General features: G+C 34.4%; 25 protein-coding genes. 12 read left to right on the top strand and 13 right to left on the bottom strand.

The genetic code is table 11. From position 1 onward, the window contains the following. Positions 1 to 45: 45 nt before the first annotated feature. Positions 46 to 1,752, bottom strand: coding sequence for a protein-disulfide reductase DsbD (gene dsbD, locus CINF_RS01145; protein WP_179975434.1), 1,707 nt, complete (start codon positions 1,750 to 1,752; stop codon positions 46 to 48). 98 nt (positions 1,753 to 1,850) lie between these two features. On the opposite strand from dsbD, the gene ppk2 reads away from it, so the two are divergent. Further along, on the top strand, positions 1,851 to 2,705 hold the full coding sequence (ppk2, locus tag CINF_RS01140; protein WP_179975433.1) for a polyphosphate kinase 2: 855 nt from the start codon (positions 1,851 to 1,853) through the stop codon (positions 2,703 to 2,705). A gap of 311 nt (positions 2,706 to 3,016) precedes the next feature. Here ppk2 and CINF_RS01135 read toward each other — a convergent pair whose 3' ends face one another. The 9 genes from CINF_RS01135 to gatC form a co-directional block, all read right to left on the bottom strand. Further along, on the bottom strand, positions 3,017 to 3,841 hold the full coding sequence (locus CINF_RS01135; RefSeq protein WP_179975432.1) for a shikimate dehydrogenase: 825 nt from the start codon (positions 3,839 to 3,841) through the stop codon (positions 3,017 to 3,019). A gap of 93 nt (positions 3,842 to 3,934) precedes the next feature. After that, positions 3,935 to 4,720: an SPOR domain-containing protein gene (locus CINF_RS01130; RefSeq protein ID WP_178696918.1), complete on the bottom strand. Its 786-nt coding sequence runs from the start codon at positions 4,718 to 4,720 to the stop codon at positions 3,935 to 3,937. A 25-nt stretch (positions 4,721 to 4,745) separates the two neighbouring features. Beyond that, positions 4,746 to 5,288, bottom strand: a complete 543-nt coding sequence (locus tag CINF_RS01125) for a DUF1882 domain-containing protein (protein ID WP_178696917.1) — start codon at positions 5,286 to 5,288, stop codon at positions 4,746 to 4,748. Then, complete coding sequence (locus CINF_RS01120; RefSeq protein WP_179975431.1) at positions 5,288 to 6,532, bottom strand: serine hydroxymethyltransferase; 1,245 nt, start codon at positions 6,530 to 6,532, stop codon at positions 5,288 to 5,290. Before CINF_RS01120 ends, CINF_RS01125 begins: the two co-directional genes overlap by 1 nt. Position 6,533: 1 nt before the next feature. Next, complete coding sequence (lysS, locus tag CINF_RS01115) at positions 6,534 to 8,033, bottom strand: lysine--tRNA ligase (RefSeq protein ID WP_179975914.1); 1,500 nt, start codon at positions 8,031 to 8,033, stop codon at positions 6,534 to 6,536. Between the two features lie 5 nt (positions 8,034 to 8,038). Next, the gene (locus CINF_RS01110; RefSeq protein WP_178696914.1) at positions 8,039 to 8,500 is read right to left on the bottom strand and encodes a Fur family transcriptional regulator; all 462 of its coding nucleotides are present in this window, start codon (positions 8,498 to 8,500) and stop codon (positions 8,039 to 8,041) included. Further along, positions 8,493 to 9,122 carry a CvpA family protein gene (locus tag CINF_RS01105; RefSeq protein ID WP_178696913.1) on the bottom strand — a complete coding sequence of 210 codons (630 nt, stop codon included), beginning with the start codon at positions 9,120 to 9,122 and terminating at the stop codon, positions 8,493 to 8,495. Before CINF_RS01105 ends, CINF_RS01110 begins: the two co-directional genes overlap by 8 nt. Positions 9,123 to 9,126: 4 nt before the next feature. Next, positions 9,127 to 10,236, bottom strand: a complete 1,110-nt coding sequence (locus CINF_RS01100; protein WP_179975430.1) for a type IV pilus twitching motility protein PilT — start codon at positions 10,234 to 10,236, stop codon at positions 9,127 to 9,129. A 12-nt stretch (positions 10,237 to 10,248) separates the two neighbouring features. After that, complete coding sequence (gatC, locus tag CINF_RS01095) at positions 10,249 to 10,536, bottom strand: Asp-tRNA(Asn)/Glu-tRNA(Gln) amidotransferase subunit GatC (RefSeq protein ID WP_178696911.1); 288 nt, start codon at positions 10,534 to 10,536, stop codon at positions 10,249 to 10,251. Positions 10,537 to 10,776: 240 nt separating this feature from the next. Between gatC and CINF_RS01090 the strand changes: the two genes are divergently transcribed. The 9 genes from CINF_RS01090 (at position 10,777) to CINF_RS01050 (ending at position 18,612) form a co-directional block, all read left to right on the top strand. Then, positions 10,777 to 11,337 carry a hypothetical protein gene (locus CINF_RS01090; protein WP_179975429.1) on the top strand — a complete coding sequence of 187 codons (561 nt, stop codon included), beginning with the start codon at positions 10,777 to 10,779 and terminating at the stop codon, positions 11,335 to 11,337. Then, the gene (locus CINF_RS01085) at positions 11,337 to 12,320 is read left to right on the top strand and encodes an L-seryl-tRNA selenium transferase (RefSeq protein WP_179975428.1); all 984 of its coding nucleotides are present in this window, start codon (positions 11,337 to 11,339) and stop codon (positions 12,318 to 12,320) included. The genes CINF_RS01090 and CINF_RS01085 overlap by 1 nt, the downstream gene beginning before the upstream one ends. Continuing rightward, entirely contained in the window at positions 12,320 to 12,646 is a 327-nt protein-coding gene (locus tag CINF_RS01080; protein ID WP_178696908.1) for a hypothetical protein, read from the top strand. The genes CINF_RS01085 and CINF_RS01080 overlap by 1 nt, the downstream gene beginning before the upstream one ends. Then, positions 12,633 to 13,244: a type III pantothenate kinase gene (locus CINF_RS01075; RefSeq protein ID WP_179975427.1), complete on the top strand. Its 612-nt coding sequence runs from the start codon at positions 12,633 to 12,635 to the stop codon at positions 13,242 to 13,244. Before CINF_RS01080 ends, CINF_RS01075 begins: the two co-directional genes overlap by 14 nt. Next, complete coding sequence (gene hisG, locus CINF_RS01070) at positions 13,238 to 13,843, top strand: ATP phosphoribosyltransferase (RefSeq protein WP_178696906.1); 606 nt, start codon at positions 13,238 to 13,240, stop codon at positions 13,841 to 13,843. Before CINF_RS01075 ends, hisG begins: the two co-directional genes overlap by 7 nt. A gap of 12 nt (positions 13,844 to 13,855) precedes the next feature. Continuing rightward, complete coding sequence (locus CINF_RS01065) at positions 13,856 to 14,962, top strand: metallophosphoesterase (RefSeq protein ID WP_240156137.1); 1,107 nt, start codon at positions 13,856 to 13,858, stop codon at positions 14,960 to 14,962. 171 nt (positions 14,963 to 15,133) lie between these two features. Further along, positions 15,134 to 15,949 (top strand): HDOD domain-containing protein, encoded by an 816-nt coding sequence (locus tag CINF_RS01060; RefSeq protein ID WP_179975426.1) that lies wholly within the window; start codon positions 15,134 to 15,136, stop codon positions 15,947 to 15,949. 12 nt (positions 15,950 to 15,961) lie between these two features. Further along, the gene (locus tag CINF_RS01055) at positions 15,962 to 17,893 is read left to right on the top strand and encodes an RNB domain-containing ribonuclease (RefSeq protein WP_178696904.1); all 1,932 of its coding nucleotides are present in this window, start codon (positions 15,962 to 15,964) and stop codon (positions 17,891 to 17,893) included. A gap of 23 nt (positions 17,894 to 17,916) precedes the next feature. Continuing rightward, entirely contained in the window at positions 17,917 to 18,612 is a 696-nt protein-coding gene (locus tag CINF_RS01050) for a hypothetical protein (protein ID WP_179975425.1), read from the top strand. A 34-nt stretch (positions 18,613 to 18,646) separates the two neighbouring features. Here the strand turns inward: CINF_RS01050 and CINF_RS01045 are convergent, their stop codons facing one another. The 3 genes from CINF_RS01045 to CINF_RS01035 form a co-directional block, all read right to left on the bottom strand. Continuing rightward, a complete protein-coding gene (locus CINF_RS01045) occupies positions 18,647 to 19,432 on the bottom strand; it encodes an AAC(3) family N-acetyltransferase (protein ID WP_179975424.1) in 786 nt (261 codons plus the stop codon). Continuing rightward, positions 19,429 to 19,653, bottom strand: a complete 225-nt coding sequence (locus tag CINF_RS01040; protein WP_178696901.1) for a phosphopantetheine-binding protein — start codon at positions 19,651 to 19,653, stop codon at positions 19,429 to 19,431. The genes CINF_RS01045 and CINF_RS01040 overlap by 4 nt, the downstream gene beginning before the upstream one ends. Positions 19,654 to 19,734: 81 nt before the next feature. Further along, positions 19,735 to 21,231 carry an amino acid adenylation domain-containing protein gene (locus CINF_RS01035; RefSeq protein WP_179975423.1) on the bottom strand — a complete coding sequence of 499 codons (1,497 nt, stop codon included), beginning with the start codon at positions 21,229 to 21,231 and terminating at the stop codon, positions 19,735 to 19,737. Between the two features lie 142 nt (positions 21,232 to 21,373). On the opposite strand from CINF_RS01035, the gene CINF_RS01030 reads away from it, so the two are divergent. Together CINF_RS01030 and rpsF are read left to right on the top strand one after the other, a co-directional pair. Further along, complete coding sequence (locus CINF_RS01030; RefSeq protein ID WP_178696899.1) at positions 21,374 to 22,366, top strand: hypothetical protein; 993 nt, start codon at positions 21,374 to 21,376, stop codon at positions 22,364 to 22,366. Positions 22,367 to 22,455: 89 nt separating this feature from the next. Continuing rightward, complete coding sequence (gene rpsF, locus CINF_RS01025) at positions 22,456 to 22,881, top strand: 30S ribosomal protein S6 (protein WP_178696898.1); 426 nt, start codon at positions 22,456 to 22,458, stop codon at positions 22,879 to 22,881. The last annotated feature ends 4 nt before the right edge of the window (positions 22,882 to 22,885 follow it).

The following is a 22,885-nucleotide window of genomic DNA, read 5'->3' as shown; positions in this document are numbered from 1 at the left end:
TAGCAAAAATTTCGCAATTCTAGCACAAAAAAAATAATAAATGCTTTAAAATTTATTTAAAATTTCTAAAAATTTCATTTTATTTACTTCACCTGTGATTTTTAGTTTTTGTGTTTTATTCTCAAAAAAAATCAAAGCCGGCGGCCCAAAAAGTTTAAAATTTTCTAAAAGTTCTTTGCTCGCATTATCTGCCTTGCTTACATCAACTTTAATTAAAGTAAAGTTTTCTAAGGCATTTTTAACCTCGCTATCGCTTAAAACTTCTTTTTCAAAATTTTTACAATTAACACACCACGATGCCCAAAACTCAGCTATAACGGGCTTTTGTGAGTTTTGGATAGCTGTGTTTAACTGAGCAAGAGTGCTAATTTTTTGCATGCGAGCTTGGCTAGGGTATGAAATTTTATTTAAATTATCTGCTCCAAATTCTTTAAACATAAAAAGCAAAATAAAACCCGCGCCAAAAATCAAAATCACCACGCAAAAAGCTTTAAAGGCTTTTTGCGCCAGACTTAGAGCTTCATCAAAAGCACCCAAAATTACAGCCGCAAACACGCATAAAATCCCAGCAAAAATTAAAATTTCATCAAAAATCCTAGATAACATCCACAAGGCAAAACCAAGCATAATAAAGCCAAAAAGTTGCGAAATTTTAACCATCCATTCGCCAGGGCGAGGCAAAATTTTAACCCCAAAACCAAGCGCGATTAATGGCGCGCCCATACCAAGCCCAAGGAAAAATAAAGCCAGCCCGCCAAGCAAAATATCAGCACTATTTGCTATATAAAGCAAAGCACCAGCCAAGGGAGCGGCCACGCAAGGACTAAGCACCAAAGCACTAAGCGCGCCCATTAAGGCAATGCCCGCATAACCTGAGCTGGCTTTTATTTTTTCATCTACAAAATTATTTAAAAAATTTGGAATTTTAAAATTATGCGTTAAAAACATCAAAAGCCCTAAAATCGCAAAAACCGCGCTTGTGATGATTATTACGACATTGCTTTGTAGCCAAGCATTTAGCCCGCTGCCAGCACTTGCTGCAATCACGCCAAAAATCGCATTAGTTAAAGCCATCGCCAATACATAGCTCAAACTTGCTAAAAGGGCGGTTTTTAGGCTTTTTTGCTTGCTAGTTTTTGCTATTATGATAGCACTTAGCACAGGTAGCATCGGTAGCACGCAAGGCGTAAATGATAGCAACAATCCATAACCAAAAAAGCTAACAATCACCCAAAACGCGCTAAGCTCATTAAAGCTATCGGCGATTTGCTCGTCATTTGATTTTGTTAAAATTTCAAAATTTGAAGTGTTTTCAAGTGGAGTATTTAGCGAAATGGGCGTGATAAATGATGTTTTTAAGTTTAATTTAAAGCTACTTTGTAAGGGCGAATAGCAAAAACCATCAAGCGAGCAACCTTGATAATTTATCAATAAATCTAGATTTTCATCAGCATAATTATACAAAAGCCCAAGCGGGATAAAAATTTTAAAACTATTTAAAAATACATTTTCGCCGTCTTTTTGCGTGATTTTTGGAAAATCTAAAAAGGCGTTTATTTCTTTTGAGTTGGCATAAAATTTTAATTTATCGGCATATAAATACACGCTTTTATCGATGTTGATTGTGGCTTCAAATCCGCTAGTTGCAGATGAGAGCGAAATTTCAAAAGCCTTATCTTTATCTACTGGCGCAGCTAATATAAAGCTAGCAAAAATCGCAAAATACAATAAAATAAATTTTAAAATTTTCATTTTTATCCTTTTTAAAAGGGCTAATTTTATAAATTTTTGCCAAATTTTCAGTAAATCGTGCTAAAATGTTAAAATTTTTTCACTAAAAAGGAGAGGTTATGGCTAGTGAGCTTACAAAAGACAATGAAAGCAAATATGTTACCATCAAAGTAAAAAAGAAAAAGCTTAAATACGAAAAAGAGCTAATAAAATTACAAATTGAATTATTAAAATTACAAGCGCATGTAAAAGAAAAAGGCTTAAAAGTTTTAATCTTAACAGAAGGGCGCGATGCAGCTGGCAAAGGTGGCACGATTAAGCGCATAATCGAGCATATAAATCCGCGCGGGTGTCGCGTTGTAGCACTTGATAAGCCAAGCAATATTGAGCGCACGCAGTGGTATTTTCAGCGATATATTCAGCATTTGCCAGCAGCTGGGGAAATCGTAATTTTTGATAGAAGCTGGTATAATAGAGGTGGCGTTGAGCCTGTGATGGGCTTTTGTACTAATGAAGAGCATAATATGTTCTTGCACCAAGTGCCAAAGCTTGAAGAAATGCTAGTAAATTCGGGCATAATTTTATATAAATTTTATTTTTCAGTAACCAAAGAAGAGCAAAAACGCCGTTTTGATAGCAGAAAAGACGACCCACTAAAACAATATAAATTATCACCAGTAGATAGCAAAAGCCAGCAACTTTGGGATCAATACACCCTAGCAAAATACTCTATGCTCTTAGCCTCAAACACTGATTTTGCGCCTTGGACTATAATAGTTAGCGATGATAAGAAAAAAGCGCGCTTAAATACAATTCGCTCTATTCTCTCTCGCATTGATTATCCTAAAAAAATCAGCAAAAAAGAGCTAGAATGTAACCCTAATCTTGTAAAAACAGGCTCCGAAGAAATTGCCATAATGAGTAAAAATCTTCGCAACGAGGGCTTAAAAAAGATAGAAAACAAAGCAAAATAATTTTATTCTTTAACTTAGGGCTTTTTAAAATTTCTTTTTTACAATTTGTCTTTTTGTGGATTAGCCCCGCACGGGGCTAAACATATTAAATTTAAGCGATAAAGTTAAAAATTTATTTTTAAAATTTATTTTTTAAAATTTATTTTTTTGCGGATTAGCCCCGTGCGGGGCTAAACATATTAAATTTAAGCGATAAAATTAAAAATTATTTTTTAAAAGCCTGCTTTAAATTTTAATTTAACATATTTAATACAATTTACTTATATTTTGATAACTTAGCTTTAATTTAAAATTTGCCTTTTGGCATAGCATTAAATTTTAATTTGTGGGAGTTTAAGTGCGTAGCGCATAGCTTGTGTAATGCTTAATTCATCATTATTTTTGCTAAAAAGTTTAAAAGCTAGCACGGCTTGAAAAAGCAGCATATCTAAGCCATCTTTGCATTTTAATCCTCCGCTTTTGCCAAGGGCTAAAAAGGCACTAGCTTTGCCATAAACAGCGTCATATGCGTATTTTGCGCTACTCATTGCTTTTTTTAATAAATCTTCATCAAAAGGCAAACCAGCAAAGCTTAGCCCCGATGGCGTGGTGTTTATGATTAAATCGTGTTTGTGTGATTTGTTTTGATAGCTTTGTGGGGTGTAGAAATTATAATTTTTAAAAGCTTGCGCCCTATTTTCATTGCGATTTAAAACGCTAACTTTTACGCCATTTTTATCTAAAATATAAGATATCGCGCGCGCCGTGCCACCTGCGCCTAAAATCAGCGCATCGCTAATACCACTAAACTCACTTATAGCCATCAAAAACCCAGGCGCATCGGTATTGTAAGCACTAATTTTATCGCCTTCAATTATAAGAGTATTTGCGCTTTTAATTTGCTCTGTTAGGCTATCTGCTTTATTTGCTATATTAAGGGCTGTTTGCTTAAAAGGCACGGTGATATTTGCCCCGCTTAAACCTAGATCAAAAAGTAAATTTTTAAGAGCATTTTGCTGTAAGTTTTCATCATCGATAATCTCTAAAAGCGCGCGCGAATACACGCCATTTATGCCAAGCGCATTAAAAGCGGCATTGTGTAAGCGCGGACTAATTGAGTGAGCGATGGGATTTCCTATAACGGCATAATAATTCATAATCTTGCTTTAAAATGTAATTAAAAATTGAAATTTTAATAAAGAGCTTTAAAAAAAGCTCTTTAAATTTTAAATATTTAAGGCGATTTTAAATTATTTAACGCGGTAAATAAAGGCGCTATTTGAGATATCGGCCTTTATCTTGCCTATGTTTTCGTTTAACTCACCTTGGGTAAAAGGCCCTATTAGCACTTTTATTGTATGCTTGCCATTTACTATTGTTTTATAAGTGGTGTAGCTATATCCTGCATCTTTAATCTTTTTGAAAAACGCATTATTTGGCGTTATCGTGCTTAAAGAGGCTACTTGAACATAAGTGCCTTTTGCTATTTGGGTATTTGTGCTTGGCTTTTGAGTGCTAGCTTGTGGCTTAGGGCTTGGTTTTTCTATTTTGGCGATGTTTTGTTGCTTTGGTTCTGGTTTGCTAGGCATACTTGGCTCTGGGTCTTGTTTGATATTTACATCAACTGGCTTGCTAGGCATAGGCTCTAAAATTTCAGGTTTAAGCTCTATGCTAGGTTTATTAAAGCCATCATCGCTTGCAACAGGGGCAAATAATTCATCGTTGTTTGCTGGTTTGCTTGGTGTTTCAAAATTTGGCGGCATAGTAAAACTGCCATTTTGTGCCATATTTGCTTGATTATAATTTTGTGGTTTATTTTCTGGCATTTGGCTTTCTTCTGGTAAGATTAAAGTTTCATTGCTTATTAAATCGCTATCTTTGTTAGAATCACTATTTATAAATTTTACCACTATTACAACAACTAAAAATAAAATAACCAAAGATACTACGGTAGTAATAAATTTTCTAATCTTTGATGTGCCTTGCTCTTCTTCTTTATCTAATAAGATATCTTGTAAATCTTGATGCTCTTCCATTATTTCTCCTTTAAATTTTAAATTCTTACATATATTTTGACCAGCTAGCACCGCGTTCTTTTTGGTATAGTTCATATGGCAAGGTTAAAATTTGAAACTCGCGTGGCATATCCATATTTGGAAACATTCTCCATTCTTGTGGGAGTTTTTGTGCTAGGCTTGCTGAGAGTTTATTGGCTAGTTGGTATGCCTCGCTAAGAATAGTATGGCCTTTATGCACATACAAATGCAAATGTCCGCTAGTTTTGCTATGATAGGCTGTAAAATTTACAAAGCCCATCTCACGCAGCATTAACTGCGCCCTATGCCAAAAACGCTCTGGCATAAAGCCATTATAATCAAAAACTATATTTTCTACTATATTATCCTTGTTGATTAAATCATGTGCTATGATTTTTTTATGCTCGAAATGTTCTTTTTGGATTTGATATGTTAATGGTTCATTTACTCGCTCAAATTTATCAAAAAAATTTTTACCGCGAAATTCTATTTTTTGGATTATTCTATCTGTTTTGATAAAATAATGATCGCTTATCATTTTAATTAAATTTAGCTCTATACTTTGCATTAAAATGTCGCCTCTTTATAAATAATAAATTTATGTGCCAATTCTTTTAACTCAGCTTTTATTTTGGCTTGTTTGTCGGTGTTGTTGATATCATCTAGCACATCGGCTATGCGAGTTGTTATAAGCTCAAACTCTGCTTCTTTCATACCGCGCGCGCTTAGTGCTGGGCTACCTATGCGTATTCCGCTTGTGATAAATGGTGAGCGTGTTTCGCCTGGGACTGTATTTTTATTTACAGTAATGCCAGCATTGCCAAGAGCAATATCAGCATCTTTACCGCTAAAATTTTTATTTAAAAAGCTTACTAGCACTAGATGATTATCCGTGCCGCCGCTTACTAAATCATAACCACGAGAAATTAGCACTTCGCCTAATTTTTTAGCATTTGCTTTTACTTGCTTGGCATAATCTTTCCACTCAGGGCTAAGATTATGCTTAAAGCCTACTGCTTTTGCTGCTATTACATGCATAAGTGGGCCACCTTGAATGCCAGGGAAAATAGAGCTGTTTATTTTTTTGGCAAATTCTTCATCATTTGTCATAATGATCCCGCCTCTTGGCCCTCTTAGGGTTTTGTGCGTAGTAGAGCTTACTACATGGCAATGCGGAAAAGGATGAGCATGCTCATTTGCAACCACAAGCCCAGCAATATGTGCCACATCGGCAAACAAAAACGCGCCTACACTATCGGCAATTTCACGGAATTTTTTAAAATTTATCTCGCGCGGATAAGCACTAGCACCACAAACTATCATTTTTGGTTTTACTATATTTGCTATATCGGCTACGCGCTCGTAATTTATGCGGCCATCAAGCTCCACGCCATAAAAAAAGCTTTCGTAAATTTTACCAGAACTGCTTACTTTTGCTCCGTGTGTTAAATGCCCGCCATGGCTTAAATCCATACCTAAAATTTTATCGCCTGGTTTTAAAAATGCGCCATACACGCCTTGATTTGCTTGGCTACCGCTATTTGGCTGGACATTTGCAAACTCGCAAGAAAAAAGCTTTTTGCATCTATCAATTGCGATTTGTTCTATTTCATCTACAAACTCGCATCCGCCATAATATCGCTTATTAGGATAACCTTCTGCGTATTTATTGGTTAAAACGCTACCCATTACCTCCATTACCTCAGGATAGGTAAAATTTTCACTAGCGATCATTTCTAAGTGATCGCATTGTCTTTGTAATTCTTTATTTAATAAAGCAAAAATATCGCTATCATAATCTTTTACGCTCATATTATTCTCCTTGATTTTTAATAGGTCGCATAGCCGGAAATAAAATAACATCTCGTATGCTTTGTTTATTTAAAAGCAACATCACTAATCTATCAACACCTAGCCCCCAGCCAACAGTAGGCGCCATCGCATAGCCTAAGGCCTGGCAATAATCCTCGTCCATTTCATGCGCTTCATCATCGCCTGCATTTTTTGCATCAATTTGAGCTTTGAAGCGTTCGTATTGATCTAAGGGGTCGTTTAATTCATTAAAAGCGTTTGCTATTTCTTTGCCTGCTATATAAAGCTCAAAACGCTCGGCTATATCGGCATTTTCATCGCTTCGCCTTGAAAGCGGGCTAATTGATAATGGAAAATCCACGATAAAGGTAGGGTTTATAAGTTTTGCCTCTACAAAATTATCAAAAAGCTCAGCTTGTAAATGCCCTAAATCTAAATTTTCATTAGCTTCTAAATGCTGGGATTTAAGATAATTTAAAATTTTAATCTTGTCTTTTATTATATCGCTTGGCACACCGCCTATTTGTGTGAGCGCATCAAGGTATTTAATGCGCGCAAAAGGCTTACTAAAATCTATGCTATGCTCGCCGTATTCAATCACGCTTGGCATATTAAGCCCTTGTAAAAGCACCTTAAATAACTCTTGGCTTAAATCCATAGCCTCATTATAATCATGCCAGGCCCAATAAAACTCTATGCTTGTAAATTCTGGATTATGCGTTAAATCCATACCTTCATTGCGAAAACAACGATTTATCTCAAACACCGCTTCCATACCGCCTACAATCAAACGCTTCAAATAAAGCTCTGGCGCGATTTTAAGATACCTATCTACATCAAGCGCATTATGATGTGTGATAAAAGGCTTGGCATTTGCTCCGCCTGCGATAGGATGCATCATCGGCGTTTCTACTTCTAAAAATCCGCGTTCTTGGAAAAACTGGCGTATTAAGCTAATGATTTTAGCGCGTTTAATGAAATCAGCGCGCACACTAGAATCCATAATCATATCAAGGTAGCGTTGGCGGTAGCGAATTTCTTTATCTGCTAGGCCGTGAAATTTTTCAGGTAATGGGCTTAGAGCCTTACTAGCTAGGGTTATTTTGCTAGCGTGTATGCTAAATTCTCCCGTCTTAGTTATAAAAGCATAGCCTTTTACTAGGATTATATCGCCTACTTCTAAATTTTTTTTAAATGCATTATAATCATTTTCACCTATGCTATTAAGAGAATAATATACTTGAATACTATCATCTTCATCTTCTATATTTGCAAAGGTTGATTTACCAGCTACTCGTTTGAGTTTTAAGCGACCCGCTACGCAAATTTCAATATCTGCTTTTTTATCATCGCCATTTATATTTTTGATATATTCAAACTTAGCCTTAAAATCTGTAATACTCATATCGCGATGTAAAAAATGTGGATAAGGATTATAACCGCTAGCTTTTAATTCATTTGCTTTTGCGATGCGGATTTGTTCTAATTCATTTTGAAAAATCAATTTTACGCCTTTTTGGCACATTCAAAGCATAAACCATAAAGTTGCATTAAATGTCCTGTTAATTTAAATTTATGCTCTTTCGCTATTTGCTCTTGTTTGCGCTCAATCGTGTTATCTTCAAATTCTATGATCTTACCGCAACTTTTGCATATCATATGATCGTGGTGAGGTTTGTTGGCTAGTTCAAATTTTTTGCCTTGCGAGCCAAAACTTAAAGAGGTTACGATACCAGCTTCTTCTAATAAATTTAGCGTGCGATAAACAGTAGCAATGCCAAGATTTAAATCAGGGTATTCTTCTTTAATGCGTAAATAAAGGCTTTCTGGCGTGTAATGCGTGTGGTGATTGTATAAGGTTTTAAGTAAAATTTCACGCTGTTTTGTGTATTTAAGAGCATTTTTTTTTAAAATTTCTTTAAATAGCTCTAAAAGGTTGTTGTATTCTATATTTATAATACTATTCATATGATGACCTTGTAGAGTTTAGTTCTTTATTTGTGTTGATATCACTTAGGTTTAAATCTTTTAAATCTTTAAAGGATTTTGCTGCATTTAGTGTGGAGTTTTGACTAAGATTTGCATCGCCTAAAACAGGCAAATTTTTATAATCCACATTCATTATAAATTGTCCGCTAGTAAGCAAGAATGGATAAACAACACTTTTTTGCGCGTATGGCGTTAATTTATCATTAATTATAGGTATGCTAGCGATAATGGCTGAAAATATAGCAAAGACTAAAAAAATCTTAGCCGAACCTAGCAAAAAGCCAAGAGCTCTATCTACAAAGGCAAAGCCACTCATTGAAAGCATCTTAGCAAAAACGCGTCCAAGGATTAAGCACACAACCCAAAAAACAATAAGCACCAATAAAAAGCCAAAAAAATACCACGAACTGCTGTTTATAGCATAAATATTATTATTTATAAACTCACCAGCACTCATGGCATATCTGCTAGCTACAATCACACCGCCTATTAGCCCTATAATCCCAAAAAGCTCTTTTATAAAACCATTTAATAAGCCCTTAATAGCTAAAATCAAAACCAAAGATATAACTACTAAATCAAACCAAGCAAAATCTTGCATATTTTTAACCTACTATGCCTAGTGCGCCTTTTAACTCTTGCAAGTTTGTCGAATACCTTAGAGCCGTTTCTTTATCTATCAAGCCTGCTTTAATGGCATTTACTAGACCTTGTGTTTGTGTTTGCATATTTGTATTTAGCTGATTTACTTGCATTTGTGAGTAGATTTGATTGATCTTATTCTCACGAATTAAGTTCGCAATAGCTGGATTTGAAACCAAAATTTCATGCACTGCTAAACGCCCGCTTTCTTTTTTAGGTAACAAAGCTTGTGAAATAACCGCAGCAAGAGAGTTTGAAAGCATTACTTGGACTTGTGCTTGCATTTCTTGTGGGTAAGATTCAATTATACGAGTAACTGTTTGAATGGCTGAGTTTGTGTGTAAGGTACCAAAAACCAAGTGTCCTGTTTCAGCTGCTGTTAGCGCAATAGAAATGGTTTCAGGATCGCGCATCTCGCCTATTAGTATAATATCTGGATCCTCGCGCAGTGCTGAGCGAAGTGCGTTAGCAAAGCTTTTTGTATCAGTGCCTACATTTCGTTGTGAAAATAGCGACTTTTTATGCTCGTGCAAAAACTCCACAGGTTCTTCAACTGTGATGATATGCTTGCGCTCTGTAAGATTTACTTCATTTAGCATAGCTGCCAAAGTGGTCGATTTACCGCTACCTGTTGGACCAGTAACTAAAATAAGCCCTTTTTCGCGTTTTATTAACTCTTTAAATATGGCTGGGCAATTTAAATCATCTAAACTAGGTATATGCTCAGGTATTATACGAAAAGCCGCTGCTAGCTCACTTTTTTGGCCTTCATTAGAGCCACCACCGCCTAAGGTGTAATAATAATTCGCACGAAAACGCCCTATATTTTCACGCCTAATAGCAAAATCTAACTCTCTTTGTTCTTCTAACCTGCTTTTTTCAGCATCGGTTAGAATGCTATAACAGATATTTTCAATATCCGCACCAGATAATGGATCACCTACTAACTGACGCAAACGCCCATCAATGCGTATTTGCGGTACTGAACCAGCTACTAAGTGCAAATCGCTCGCTCCTTGACGAGAAACTGTAAATAGTAGGTCGTCTAGATGTCCAAAATGTTGTCCTTGCATAATACAATCCTTTTAGTCAATGATTTTAGGCACTTCAAAAAAGTTGCCATTTGCCTTTGGGGCGTGTTTTAAAATGTCCTTAATAACCTCACTTTCACGCACTTCATCAGCTCTTAATGGACCATTGGCTTTAATGGTACTAACCTCGGCTTCAAGCCCGGCTAAATCAAGCTCGTCAAGGATTTCTACAAAACCTACTATTTGGCTAAGTTGTCCTTTAAATTCTTCGCGTTTATCAGCTGGGACACTTAGCGCGCTTAGCTTTTCAAGCTTACCTAGCATTTCATCTGTAATCTTCATAAATCATCGCTTTTGAAAAATTGAGCGCGCATTATATCAAAATTTTTAGATAATTCAAGCATTTAAGGCTTAATTTTTAAATTAAATACAAATTTTAAGCAAATATTTAATCTAAAAATTCCACAAATTTTAAAATTTTAAAATTTGGGCTTTGCTTTTTACATAAATTACAGCAAAATTTTAAGATTTTTTGTGTAAAATTGCGCTTTTTTTACTCAAATTTCATCAAAGGACGATATTTTGGCTATTAAAGATGATTTAGAATATATAAAAGAAGGGCTAAATACCCAAGAGCAATTACTTAGCTCAGCCATCGCAAGTGAGCGTTTTTTTAAAAAATACAAAAAAATTATTTATCTTGGCGTTATTTTAGCTTTGATTTTTGTGTTAATTTATGGCTTAAACAGCTTTTTTCAAAATAAAAATATTAAAGAAAATAATGCCTTATATAATGCTTTAATGCTTGATGTAAATAACTCAGCCCTAGCTGCTAAGCTAAATAAAGCAAGCCCAAATCTTTATGCGCTTTATGCCTTACAAATGGCTAAAAATGGCGAGCTAGCTCCGCTAAATCTTGCCTTAGAAAACCCAAAAGGCGATGCCATACTAAAAGAAATTTTAAAAGCAGCTAGTGGCGATGGCTCCGAGCTTTTAGCAGATTATGATGCCTTGCTGGCTGGCTTTAAATTATTAAAAGAAAACAAAATCCAAGCCGCTAAATTAGAATTTGCTAAGATCACCGAAAATTCATCATTAAAACAATTAGCTAGAAACTTAGAGCATTATCAAGGGATTAAATAATGAAATATTTAGCCTTAATTTTACTAGCTTTATTTTTTAATGCTTGTGGGACTAAAAGGGAGTATTTTAAGCCGGCTATGATAAACGGCGATGCGCCTATTTCTAGTCTTGGCGCTAGCATAAAGCACTCAACACGAGCAGGCGCAACACTAAGTGATGGCTCGCTTTTAACCAAAAATGGCGTTACGCAAATCAATTTAAAAGGCGATGAAAGCTTTTTGGGAGAATATGAGGGCAAATATATAATAAGTGATTTGTATGGCAATTTAAAAATACTTTCAAACCAAGAAATAATTTATGAGCAAAAATTCCCCCAAGCCATTATCTCAGCTAGTTTAGAGGGCAACAATCTAGCACTTTTAAGTGCTGAAAATAAAATTTATCTAATTTATATAGACACAGGCGAGATAGCCATCGAATACGCAAGCGGAGCAAGCTTTGCTAATGATTCGCGTATGGCAGCACCGATATTTTTAAACTCCATTATCGTTTATCCCACACTTGATGGTAAGGTAATGATAGTAGATAAAAACCGCGCCATAATAATGCGCGATGCTGTCGTTAGCAGTGATAATTTTTTTAATAATATTATTTTTTTAGATGTAGAAGGCGATAAGCTCTACGCTGCAAGCGCAACTAAAATTTTAATGATAAGCCCAGAAAAAACTGCTGTATTTAATGCTGGCATAAAAGACATCACGCTTTATAATGGCAGGCTTTATGTTTCATTAAAAGATGGTTTTATTAAGGTGCTGGATTTAGAGCTAAAAGAGTTAATTGGGCGTGAGTTTGAGTTTGCTATTTTTAGCAATATAATAGCCAAAAACGATCACTTATATTTATTTGAAAAAACCGGCTATATTATAGAAATAGACACGCAACTACAAAATGAGCGCATTTATAAAGCCACGCCTATTAAAAATAAAAGTTTTGCGGGCAAAGATGCTTTTTATTATGATGATAAGATGATTGATTTAAAATAATGAATAATTTTATAGCTAATCTTTTTAGTGAGCGAAAATTACTACTAAGAGAGCTTAAAACGCTGAAAATGAGCGATTTTAGCAAAAAGCGAAATTACGAGCTAATTTATGGCATAAATGCTAAGGATTATCATACTTTGGTATTTGTGCGTTTTAGTAAATCCAAAATGTTACAAGCCGAGCTAGAAAATTTAGATTTAATAGCAAATTGCGTAGCATCAAAACTAGATATTATAATAAATAAAAGGGTGCTTTTTTATAACTCTAAAATATGCTCTAAATTAAACAAGCAAAATAACAAATGGAAATTTTATGATTTTATGTGATATAGGCAATACTAGCGCGCATATTTGGAATAACGGGCGCACTAATACAATAAACATTGAAAAATTTGGAAATTTCAAAATAAAAGATACTTTGTATTATATAAATGTAAATGATAGAGTGCGTATGCCAGAAGTTTGTAAGAATTTAGAAAAATTATTAAATTTTAAAAGCACTTATAAAGGTTTAGGCGTGGATAGAGCTTTTGCTTGTTATAGCATAAATACAGGCATAGTAATAGACAGCGGCTCAGCCACAACGATAGATTTAATGAATAACGGCACGCATCTTGGCGGGGTAATCTTACCAGGGATTGAAAGCTATTTGCAAGCTTATGCTAGCATTAGCCCTAGATTAAAATGCCATCTAAACACTCAATTAGATTTAGATACCTTGCCACAGCGCACCATAGATGCTATAAGCTATGGCGTGCTAAAAAGCGTGATTGATATAGTAAATAATTTATCTTGTGGCAGAGATATTTATATAACAGGCAGTAACGGGGCGTTTTTTCAGCGGTATTTGCCAAATTCTATTTATAATAAAAATTTAATTTTTGATGGTATGTTAAAACTGCTAAAAGAGGAGGGTTTGTGCTAAAAATCGCATTACCAAAAGGGCGCATCGCAGAGCAAACCTTGCAGACCTTTGCTAGTATTTTTAAAGAAGATTTTTCATTTAGCGATAGAAAACTTCGCCTAATAAAAGGTGATTTTGAGTTTTTAATGGTTCGCAATCAAGACATAGACACTTATGTAATTGAAGGCGCAGCAGATCTTGGCGTGGTGGGGCTTGATGTGCTATTAGAGCATAATAGCGATGTTTTGCGCTTGCTTGATTTAAAATTTGGGCATTGTAAGGTTTGCATAGGTATCAAAAAAGGCACAAATTTAGATTTTAATAAACCAGAGCTAAAAGTCGCTACAAGCTTGCCAAATATCACGCGCGCGTATTTTAACGCTCGCGCCGTGCCTGTAAAAATTATTACCCTTTATGGTTCAATAGAGCTTGCGCCACTTGTTGGACTGGCTGATTGTATAGTTGATATAGTAGAAACTGGCTCTACAATGAAGCAAAACGGCTTAGAGCCAGCCCAAGTTATTATGCAAAGCTCAGCATTTTTAATAGCAAATAAGCTAAGTTTTGTAAGCAAAAAAGATGAAATTTTAAATATTTATCATAAATTAGCAAATAAATAAATAGGTTTGAAAATGAGTGTTTTTAGTGTGGTTGGTAGTGTTATATTTTTTCTTTTTAATCTTTATAATTACAAAAGCTTGGCAAAAAATATTTTATTGCGTAAGTTTAGTTCGGTTTTGTTATTATTTTTTACGCTGATTTTTACCTTTGAGCTGGCGTTTTTTTTACATCTAACTAATACAAACCAGCTTTTATACGAAATAGCCGTGTATTCAATAGGTTTTTCATTTATGGCATTTTGTATTTTAGCCCCTTGTGATTTGGTATTAAAATTTATAGAAAAAAGGCAAAAAAACCACAGAGAAATATTAAATTTTTGTTTTGATTGCTTTGTGTTGCTTAGTATTGTTTTATATGTAGGATATGGCGCATTTAACGCTCTTTACAACCTTCAAATCACCAAAAGAGAAGTAAAAATCAAAGGCTTAGAAGCACCACTTAAAATAGCCTTAATCTCAGACACACATATAGGCCAAATGCTAAAAAGGGATTTTTCACAACAATTAGTAAATAAAATCAACGCCTTAAAACCCGATATGGTTTTTATAGTGGGCGATTTTATCGATACCAAAGCCTCTAATCTACAAGATAGCTTGGATCCGTTTTTGGATTTAAATAGCACTTATGGCACCTTTTATGTTAGCGGCAACCACGAATATTATAATGGCATAAACGCTCTAACAAACAAAATAAAAGCCCTAAATTTTAATATTTTAGAAAATTTCAGCCTAAAAGTAGCGGGCATAAATATAGCAGGCGTTAATGATATCGCCGGCTTACAATTTGGCGTAAATGAGCCAGATTTTAATGCCAGCTTAAACAGCACAGATCCTAACGCTCCAACTATTTTATTAACTCATCAGCCACGCAGTATAAAATTAATAGATAAAGAATTATTAAAGAGCGTGGATTTAATTTTGAGCGGGCATACTCACGGCGGGCAAATTTTTCCATTTTCGCTTTTGGTTTGGATACAACAAGGCTATCTTTATGGCCAATATAACCTAAGCGAGCGCACAAAGCTAATAATAACAAGCGGAGCTGGATTTTGGGGACCAGCTATGCGAATAGGCTCGCACAGCGAAATAGTAGAGCTAAACCTAATACCAAGCAGATAAATTTTAATTAAGCTATGTTTAGAATTTAAAAGCAAAAAAAATATTTATTGCTAAAAAATTGAAGCTAAATTTTAAAATTTTAATTAAAATTTTTTCATAATTTTTAAGAAATCTCGGGGTTAATTTATAGTAAAATGCGACCTCACAAACTTTGTTTAAAGGCTAGCTATAATGAATGAATCAATTTTTAAAAGCATTAAAAATTTGCCACCGCTTGATGATACCATCGCACAAATACAACAAATTTGCCATGACGAAAACGCAAATATGTCCGATTTAATCGCCGTTATCAAACGCGATCCTATGCTTACTGCTAATATCTTACACTCAGCAAATAGCCCACTTTATGGATTTAGCCGCGAAATCAGCGATGTAAGCCAGGCTGTGAATCTTTTTGGTATGGCGACTATTAGGGGATTTGCGCTTTATGGCGCGATTAAGCATAGCTTTAAGATGGATTTAAGCCCATATAATATAGATGGCACAAAATTTCTTGATATAGTAGGCACGCAAAGCATTTTAATTTTTGATTGGTATGCTAAGGTAAATCGCTCAGCCTTAAATGTGCTATCACCTTCTAGCTTTTTGATGGAAATAGGCAAGATAGTAGTTGCAAAAGAATTAATTGAGGGCAAAAAAGCAGATGAGTTTAAATCTAAGCTTGCTAATATCAACACCATCGAAGAATTAAGCCAATTAGAATCCCAATTAGTAGGATCAAATAGCGAAGAAATCACCGCTCAAATCCTAGAACAATGGCATTTTGAAGAAGAAATAGTCCAAAGCATAAAATATCTAAACAAAATAAGCCAAGCCCCAAAAGAAATAAAAAATTACGCCATTGCTCTAAATGCTACAAAAACTAGCGTAAATGTGCTAAATAAATTCAAACCAGAAAACATCCAAAGCGCGCTAAATTTTGTAGAAAAAAATGGCTTAGATAAAGATAAATTTGCGTTAGCCTTAAAAAAAGTCCAAGAAGCTTGAGAAAATTTTATTTTGAAAACTTTTTTACAAGGTTTGAGTAAAGGCTTAGATGTTACTACTAGCCTTAATACCGAAAATAAAGAGCTTTTAAGGATTTTAGAATCCTTAAAAGCCATTAGCAAATATCACAATAAATTTTATTTAAATAATAATTTCGTAATCGGCAAACTAGATATATCCCAAAACGCCACCGGCTATTTAAACGCCTACGATGAACGCTTTAAAAAAGATTTGCTTATACAAAACCGCGACTTAAACGCTGCTCATCTTGGTGATATAGTTTTGGCTAAAATTTTAAAAAGCAAAAAAGATAGAGTTTATGCTAAAATTTTAGCCGTGCTAGTTATGGCAAATGCTACAAGCGTGGTTTATACCAAGCGTTTTGGCAATGTGGTGCTTGGGGTTAATATACAAAATGGCCTAAGCTTAAACTTGCGCGCTAGCCAAAAATCCCTAAAAGCTCTCCCTGATGGCTCTGTGCTAAAAATAAATAACTTAAATAACGAAATAATAGAAGTTTTAGGCGTTTTAAGCGATCCAAGCGTGGATGAAAAAATTTCTTTATCCATTTATAATAAACAAGATGATTTCGCTCTGGCTTGCGAAAATGAAGCAAGGGCTTATGGCGATAGCGTTGATATTAGTATGTATAAAGAGCGCGTGGATTTAAGCGATCTTGCATTTTGCAGCATTGATCCAGATGATGCAAAAGACTACGATGATGCGATTTTTTACGATGAAAAAGAAAACGCCTTATATGTAGCCATCGCCGATGTTAGCGAATATGTCCAAAATCACAGCGCCACTGATAAAGCAGCAAAATTTCGTGGCTTTTCTATATATTTTCCACATAAATGCGTGCCTATGCTACCGCGAAATTTAAGCGAAAATATCTGCTCTTTAAAGCCAGATGCTTATCGCTTGGCTTTTATTTTTAAGCTTAGTTTTGATGTAAATTTTAATGTGATAAAAGATGAATTATTTGAGGGCCTTATTAAATCGCGCGCTAGGCTTACTTATGGCTTGGTTGATGAAGTTTTAAAGGGCAAAAAACATCTCCCAAACCAAAACATTCAAAATTTTCTCTTAAAACTAGCCAAAATTACAGAAATTTTGCGACAAAAACGCCTGTTAAAAGGCTTTGATTTTCGTTCAAAAGAGCTTAAAATGAGCTTAGATGAAGCAGGCTTAGTAAAATCGACCCATTATGAAAGCGACACGCCAAGCCACGCTTTGATTGAAGATTGTATGCTTTTGGCAAATATCGCAGCTGCAAAACGCATAAATCAGGGCATTTTTCGCAATCACGAACCAGCCGATATGAAAAAAATTTTATATTTAATTGATGATTTAGCCGCTCTTGGCATAAATGCCACCTATGAAAGCGATCTAGCCAAAATGATAGCCAAAATCCAAGCAAAAGCCGATGAAATAGGCATTAGAGAAGATGTAGATAAGCTAATCATCAAAGCACAAAAAAGAGCCCAATACAATAATTTTTCAAGCGGGCATTTTGGCCTAGGCTTTGATACCTACACGCATTTTACTAGCCCGATCCGCAGATACAGCGATTTAATCTTACACCGCTTGCTAAAAGCTAAATTAAAAAACGATGAAAAACTTTTTAATTATTTATTAGAAACTACCCAAGGACTTTGCGAGAGTTTAAATGTTTTAGAAAGAGAAGCAGATAAGGTAGCTTTTGATTTTATGGATAGAAAATTTGCGCGCTGGGCTAGCGCAAATATCGGCAATAGCTTTATTTGCTACATTAGCCAAGCAAGCGAGCCACTAGTTGCTATTTTAGATGATGAGATTAAAGGCGCTAGGATTTTTTTGCCAAATTATAGCTGCGAGATACTAACAAAGGTGCTTGTGCGCATAGTTTCAAGCGATATAGCAAGCACAAAAATTATAGGCAAAGTAATAAAAAAATTAAGTTAAAATTTTAAAATTTAAGGTTAAAGATGCAATTAACAATGAATGATTTTGAAAATATTTACGCGATGAAATTTGTGGATTTTCCAAACTGCTACACAACTTGTAATAACGGCGAATGCTGTCAAAAACGCCTTACAAATATCAATGATAGATCCTTAATGCTACCTTTATTAGAAGATGAATACAAATACTATAAAAAAATCGGCGGATTAGATGGGCTAAATGAACCAAAAAAAGAGGAATTTATTTTAAAAAATGGCAAGGTTTTTAGGCTTTATTATTTGCTTTGCAATAAGCAAGGGCTTTGTGCGCCACAAGCAAACAAACCTTTAATTTGTAGGCTTTATCCGTATTTTCCAAAAGTAAATGAAAAAGGTGAAATGTCAGGATATTTATATGCTAGCATTTTTGATGTTTATTTGGATAAAAAAACTCATTATTGCACGCTAGTAAGAGAGCGCGATGATGAACTAAAAAAGCAACTCCAATCAGCAAAAATTCTCTTAAAATTTCCTATTTTTATTTTTGCCTTTAAATGCGTAGAAATACTACAAAATCACTTGCTAGATTATTTAAATCAAAGTGGTTTTAGCGAGCAAAACTTAGCCAAGGCTATTTTATTTAGATTGCCTTTTAAAAGCGAAAATTTTAAAAATGAAATTAGTAAAGCTTATGATGAAATCGCAAAGAATTTTGGGGATTTTTTACCAAATTTTAAATAATTTTAAGCAAACTTATAAACTACAAAAGTGCTAATCACAAATCACGCAACATCACATTTTCATTGATTTTAAATGCTTTTAAATTATTAGCTAAATATTTTTTGCTATCTACTAAGGCTATTGGAGCGCCAGCAAATTTTAAACATTTAAAATTACCAGTTTTTTCAAAAATTTCTTGCTGTTTTTTTACGCTTACAGCAGATGGCCTATCAAGCGCGCGAACAAAGTATTTTATGCTTTTTTGGCTAGTTTTGCCATTTTCATCTATCATCTTGCCACTAAATTCTTTAAAATAACGATAGCTAACGCCTGCTGTTTCTTCGGTAAAATGTGTAAAAGTACAACCAAGCTTTAAGGTGCCAAAAAACATTATTTTGCCGTTTTGCTTGGTTAAAGTATCATAAACACAACCCTTACCAAAGCAAGAATCATAATCTTTCATAAAGGCTTTTTGCCTAAAACCAGCCACCGCAAAAGAAAAAATCGGATCATTTGTGCGCCAAACGCCCTTTTGCTTTCTAAAAAACTCAGTTAAAACGCCCATTGTTGAGCGCGAATTAAGCTTATCATAAACTTCATTTTTGCAAAAGCTGTATGGAAAGGTAGGCATTAAAAGCGTGCCATCTTCGCCCAAAATATCCCAAAAGCATTCAAGCAAGCTTTGTAAAAACTCGTTTTTTGGCATTAAAGCCTTGCCAAAGCTAAAAAGCTCGGTATGCACACAAAGCGTATCGCCTTTGCTTACTCCAAGCTTTAAAAAGCTCGCCTTTAAATCATCATCATAAAAAATCTTGCCATCAAATTCCAATAAAGCTTTCACTTCATTGCCTCTTGTATCATCGCTTTAATACTCTCAAAACTTTCAAAATTTTTTACTTCAAGAAATTTAGCGTCCAAGGTTTTTTTATAAGTTTTTTCTATTTGAGTTACTAAGGCCATAATATCTATTGAATCAATTATTCCATTTTTTAAAAGTCCGCTTGCTTGTGGGTCAATATCATCGCGCCCTATCTTAGCAAAAAGCTCGCTAATCTCATTCATTTTTTATCCTTTTTAGAGCAAATTTTAATTATTAAAATTTGGTATTTTAATAATTAAGGCTTAAAAATAAAATAAATTTTGTTAAATATTTAATGCTTTTCTGTCTATCTTGCCGTTTTGATTAAGCATAAATTTATCAATTTTAATAAATTTCGCTGGAATCATATAGCTTGGCAATTTGCTGGCTAAAAAGCCCTTTAAATCAAGCTCATTTTCGCTCTCATAAAAGGCGATGATGAGTTCATCTTTAAAAATGCAAGCTGAGTTTTTAACGCTTTTGTGAGAATTTAGCACAGCTTCTATCTCGCCAAGTTCAACCCTGTGTCCTTTGATTTTGATTTGATTATCTATGCGCCCAAAGCACAAAAGCTCGCCAAATTCATTGAAAGCCACAATGTCGCCTGTTTTGTAAAGTAGGTCAAGGTAGTTTGAATGCAAGGGGTTTTGTATAAAGGCTTGTTTTGTTTTTTGTTTATCATTAAAATAACCTAAACTTAAACAGCTTCCGCGCACGAAAAGTTCGCCCTTAACGCCTATTTGCTTTTCATCAATAAGGGTTAAATTTTCATCAAAAACCAAAAGTTCAGTATTTGCACAAGCCTTGCCTATGGGCAAAAGTTCATCATCTTTAAAGGCTCTATCTACCTTATAAAAAGCGCACACATCGGTGATTTCAGTAGGACCATATAAATTTGCAAAAAGCGCATTTGGCAGGTTTTTTCGCCAAAAATTAAGCTGCTTATTTGGCATAATCTCCCCGCAAAAAAGCACTTTTTTAAGGCTTGTTAGCTCATCTTTTTCAAAAGCTTTGGTATTTGCAAAATAAATCAAAACAGATGGCACCCAAAAAATAAATGAAATTTTATGCTCTTTTAAATACTGCACGATTTTACGCGGAAAGGCAAAAAGCGCATTTGGCAAGATGTGTAAGGTTGCACCAACCTTAATGCTTGAAAAAATGTCTAAAATGGAGTTATCAAAATAAAAAGGGGCTTGGTTGGCTAAAATTTCATTTTCATTAAGCCCAAATTCTTCGCACACCCAAAAGGTGTAATCAATCACACTTTTATGCGCTATACTTACGCCCTTTGGCACACCCGTGCTGCCACTTGTAAAGAAAACATAAAGCAAATTTGTATCAATGTGCCTTTGTTTTGCGTTTAAAAGCGCATTTAAATCCACACTGAAATTTTCAAAATCCTCGCTATAAATCGTGCAAGGTATTTGAGAAAAATTAAAATTATATTGCTTTGAAGTGATGAGAATCCCAGGCTTTAAAACGCTAATAATCTTTTTCGTGCGCTCAAATGGAGTTTTTTCGTCCAAAAGCGTGTAAAAATGCCCAGCTTTGGCAACGCTAAAAAAGCTTATTAAACATTCTATGCCTTTTGGAAGCAAGATTAAAACAGGCACTTGGCGATTAAACTTGCCTAAAATTTTTAAAATTTCACTCGCTACTTTTTGGCAACTTTCATTAAATTCGCCGTAACTTATGCTTTTATCCATTTGGGTAAAGGCTGTTTTTGTGGCGAATTTTTGCGCACTAATTTGTAAAAAATCATCAATATGTCTAATCATCTTTTTACTGCTTTTTAACTTTTATTTTAAAATTTATGGGCTAAATATTACTAGATTTAATATAAATTAAAGCGCGCATTCTAGCAAAAAATTATGAAATTTTTTGTATAATTTGCGCCTTAAATAAATAAAAAGCACACAAATGTATAGAAATGATTTTGAAAACAAAATACTAAAAGCAAGCATTGCTCCAAATTATTTTATGTTTTATGGAGCAGAAATTTATCAAGTAGAAAGCTACACAAAAGAGTACTTAGCGCGTTTTGATGGCGAAAAATTCGAGCTTAGCTTTGATGAATATAATTTTGAGCTTGCTAAAAAGCATTTAGAGCAAAACTCACTTTTTGGCAATATCAACATTTTACACATCAAAACCGATAAAAAAATCCCGCAAAAAGAGCTAAAAGCCCTTATAAGCTTATGCCAAAACAACGAGCAAAATATTTTTGCTTATGAATTACACGAAGGCGATCAAAAAATAGCTGGTGAAAACGCTAAGGCTTTTGATGAAAATTTTGTGCGTTTTTTTGAAACAAACAAGGGCGAGGCTTTTAATTTACTTAAAGCGCGCGCCTTAAAATTAAATCTAAAAATCACCGAACACGCGCTTTTTAAAATTTTACAAATCCATAACGATAACTTATATCTAAGCGCAGCAGAGCTAAATAAAATCGCCACTTTATATGAAAATGCAGATGAAATTTTAATAGATAATTTGGTTTCAAATCTAAGTGGCATTAGTTATGAAGCGTTTTTTAATAAACTAATCACAAATGCTAATATAAAAAATGATTTTTTTAATATTGTAAATGAAGGCAGTTTTAATGAAATAATGTTTATTTCAATGCTTTATAGCTCGTTTTTAAGGCTGTTTAAGATCAACTCTTTTAGCAAATTAAATGGCAGATTTGATATAAAAGAAGCCATCGGCTATGCCCCGCCACAAGCCATAGCAAATACACTAAAAACGCAAGCCCTAAGCTTTAATGATGAAATATTTTTAGCAATTTTTCGCCATATAAATGAAAGCGAAGAAGAACTAAAAAAAGCTGGCAATAACGGCGATAAAGAGCTGTTTTTGCTTCATAGCTTATTAAAATTACAAGAAATTATCGCAAAATATAGAAAATATTAAGCTATTTTTGGATACTATCCGCGCTTGCTTTTTAGCAAAATTCCTTGCCCTTTGTAACGCAAAGAGCTAAATATCCACAAGGAGAAAGAATGAAACATTACGAGATTTTATTCATCATCAAACCAACCTTAACCGATGATGAAGTAAAAGCTAAGGCCGACTTCGTAGCCGAAGTCATAAGCAAAAATGGCGGCCAAATCGCTAGCCAAATAGATATGGGCACACGCAAATTAGCCTATAAAATCGACAAATTTGAACGCGGTGTGTATAAGGTATTTTACTTTCAAGCACCAACTAATTTAATCGAAGAATTAGTAAGAAATGTGCGTATTACAGAAGATATCATTAGATTTTTGATCGTAAAATACGAAACCAAAAGCGAAATTTCAGCTTGGGAAAAACTAAGCAAAGGGCAAAAACTAGCTCAAATCAAAAAACAAGAACCACGCGCTCCACGCCCAAATAAAGAAGCCCAAAACACAGAAGAAAACAACGAACCAGCAACACAAGAATAAAAAG

This window comes from Candidatus Campylobacter infans (assembly GCF_013416015.1).
Lineage (GTDB): Bacteria > Campylobacterota > Campylobacteria > Campylobacterales > Campylobacteraceae > Campylobacter > Campylobacter infans.
The sequence above is the reverse complement of the archived record's forward strand: the minus strand, read 5'-3'. Positions and strand labels throughout refer to the sequence as shown.

What these genes read in the sequence shown, in the direction of transcription:
- CINF_RS01065 (WP_240156137.1), top strand. Translation starts at nt 13,856, where the DNA reads ATGAGTGTTTTTAGTGTGGTTGGTAGTGTTATATTTTTTCTTTTTAAT.
- CINF_RS01125 (WP_178696917.1), bottom strand. Translation starts at nt 5,288, where the DNA reads ATGCAAAGTATAGAGCTAAATTTAATTAAAATGATAAGCGATCATTAT.
- CINF_RS01060 (WP_179975426.1), top strand. Translation starts at nt 15,134, where the DNA reads ATGAATGAATCAATTTTTAAAAGCATTAAAAATTTGCCACCGCTTGAT.
- gatC (WP_178696911.1), bottom strand. Translation starts at nt 10,536, where the DNA reads ATGAAGATTACAGATGAAATGCTAGGTAAGCTTGAAAAGCTAAGCGCG.
- CINF_RS01075 (WP_179975427.1), top strand. Translation starts at nt 12,633, where the DNA reads ATGATTTTATGTGATATAGGCAATACTAGCGCGCATATTTGGAATAAC.
- CINF_RS01040 (WP_178696901.1), bottom strand. Translation starts at nt 19,653, where the DNA reads ATGAATGAGATTAGCGAGCTTTTTGCTAAGATAGGGCGCGATGATATT.
- CINF_RS01080 (WP_178696908.1), top strand. Translation starts at nt 12,320, where the DNA reads ATGAATAATTTTATAGCTAATCTTTTTAGTGAGCGAAAATTACTACTA.
- CINF_RS01105 (WP_178696913.1), bottom strand. Translation starts at nt 9,122, where the DNA reads ATGCAAGATTTTGCTTGGTTTGATTTAGTAGTTATATCTTTGGTTTTG.
- CINF_RS01030 (WP_178696899.1), top strand. Translation starts at nt 21,374, where the DNA reads ATGTATAGAAATGATTTTGAAAACAAAATACTAAAAGCAAGCATTGCT.
- CINF_RS01135 (WP_179975432.1), bottom strand. Translation starts at nt 3,841, where the DNA reads ATGAATTATTATGCCGTTATAGGAAATCCCATCGCTCACTCAATTAGT.
- ppk2 (WP_179975433.1), top strand. Translation starts at nt 1,851, where the DNA reads ATGGCTAGTGAGCTTACAAAAGACAATGAAAGCAAATATGTTACCATC.
- CINF_RS01110 (WP_178696914.1), bottom strand. Translation starts at nt 8,500, where the DNA reads ATGAATAGTATTATAAATATAGAATACAACAACCTTTTAGAGCTATTT.
- dsbD (WP_179975434.1), bottom strand. Translation starts at nt 1,752, where the DNA reads ATGAAAATTTTAAAATTTATTTTATTGTATTTTGCGATTTTTGCTAGC.
- CINF_RS01100 (WP_179975430.1), bottom strand. Translation starts at nt 10,236, where the DNA reads ATGCAAGGACAACATTTTGGACATCTAGACGACCTACTATTTACAGTT.
- CINF_RS01035 (WP_179975423.1), bottom strand. Translation starts at nt 21,231, where the DNA reads ATGATTAGACATATTGATGATTTTTTACAAATTAGTGCGCAAAAATTC.
- CINF_RS01050 (WP_179975425.1), top strand. Translation starts at nt 17,917, where the DNA reads ATGCAATTAACAATGAATGATTTTGAAAATATTTACGCGATGAAATTT.
- rpsF (WP_178696898.1), top strand. Translation starts at nt 22,456, where the DNA reads ATGAAACATTACGAGATTTTATTCATCATCAAACCAACCTTAACCGAT.
- CINF_RS01120 (WP_179975431.1), bottom strand. Translation starts at nt 6,532, where the DNA reads ATGAGCGTAAAAGATTATGATAGCGATATTTTTGCTTTATTAAATAAA.
- CINF_RS01130 (WP_178696918.1), bottom strand. Translation starts at nt 4,720, where the DNA reads ATGGAAGAGCATCAAGATTTACAAGATATCTTATTAGATAAAGAAGAA.
- CINF_RS01085 (WP_179975428.1), top strand. Translation starts at nt 11,337, where the DNA reads ATGAAATATTTAGCCTTAATTTTACTAGCTTTATTTTTTAATGCTTGT.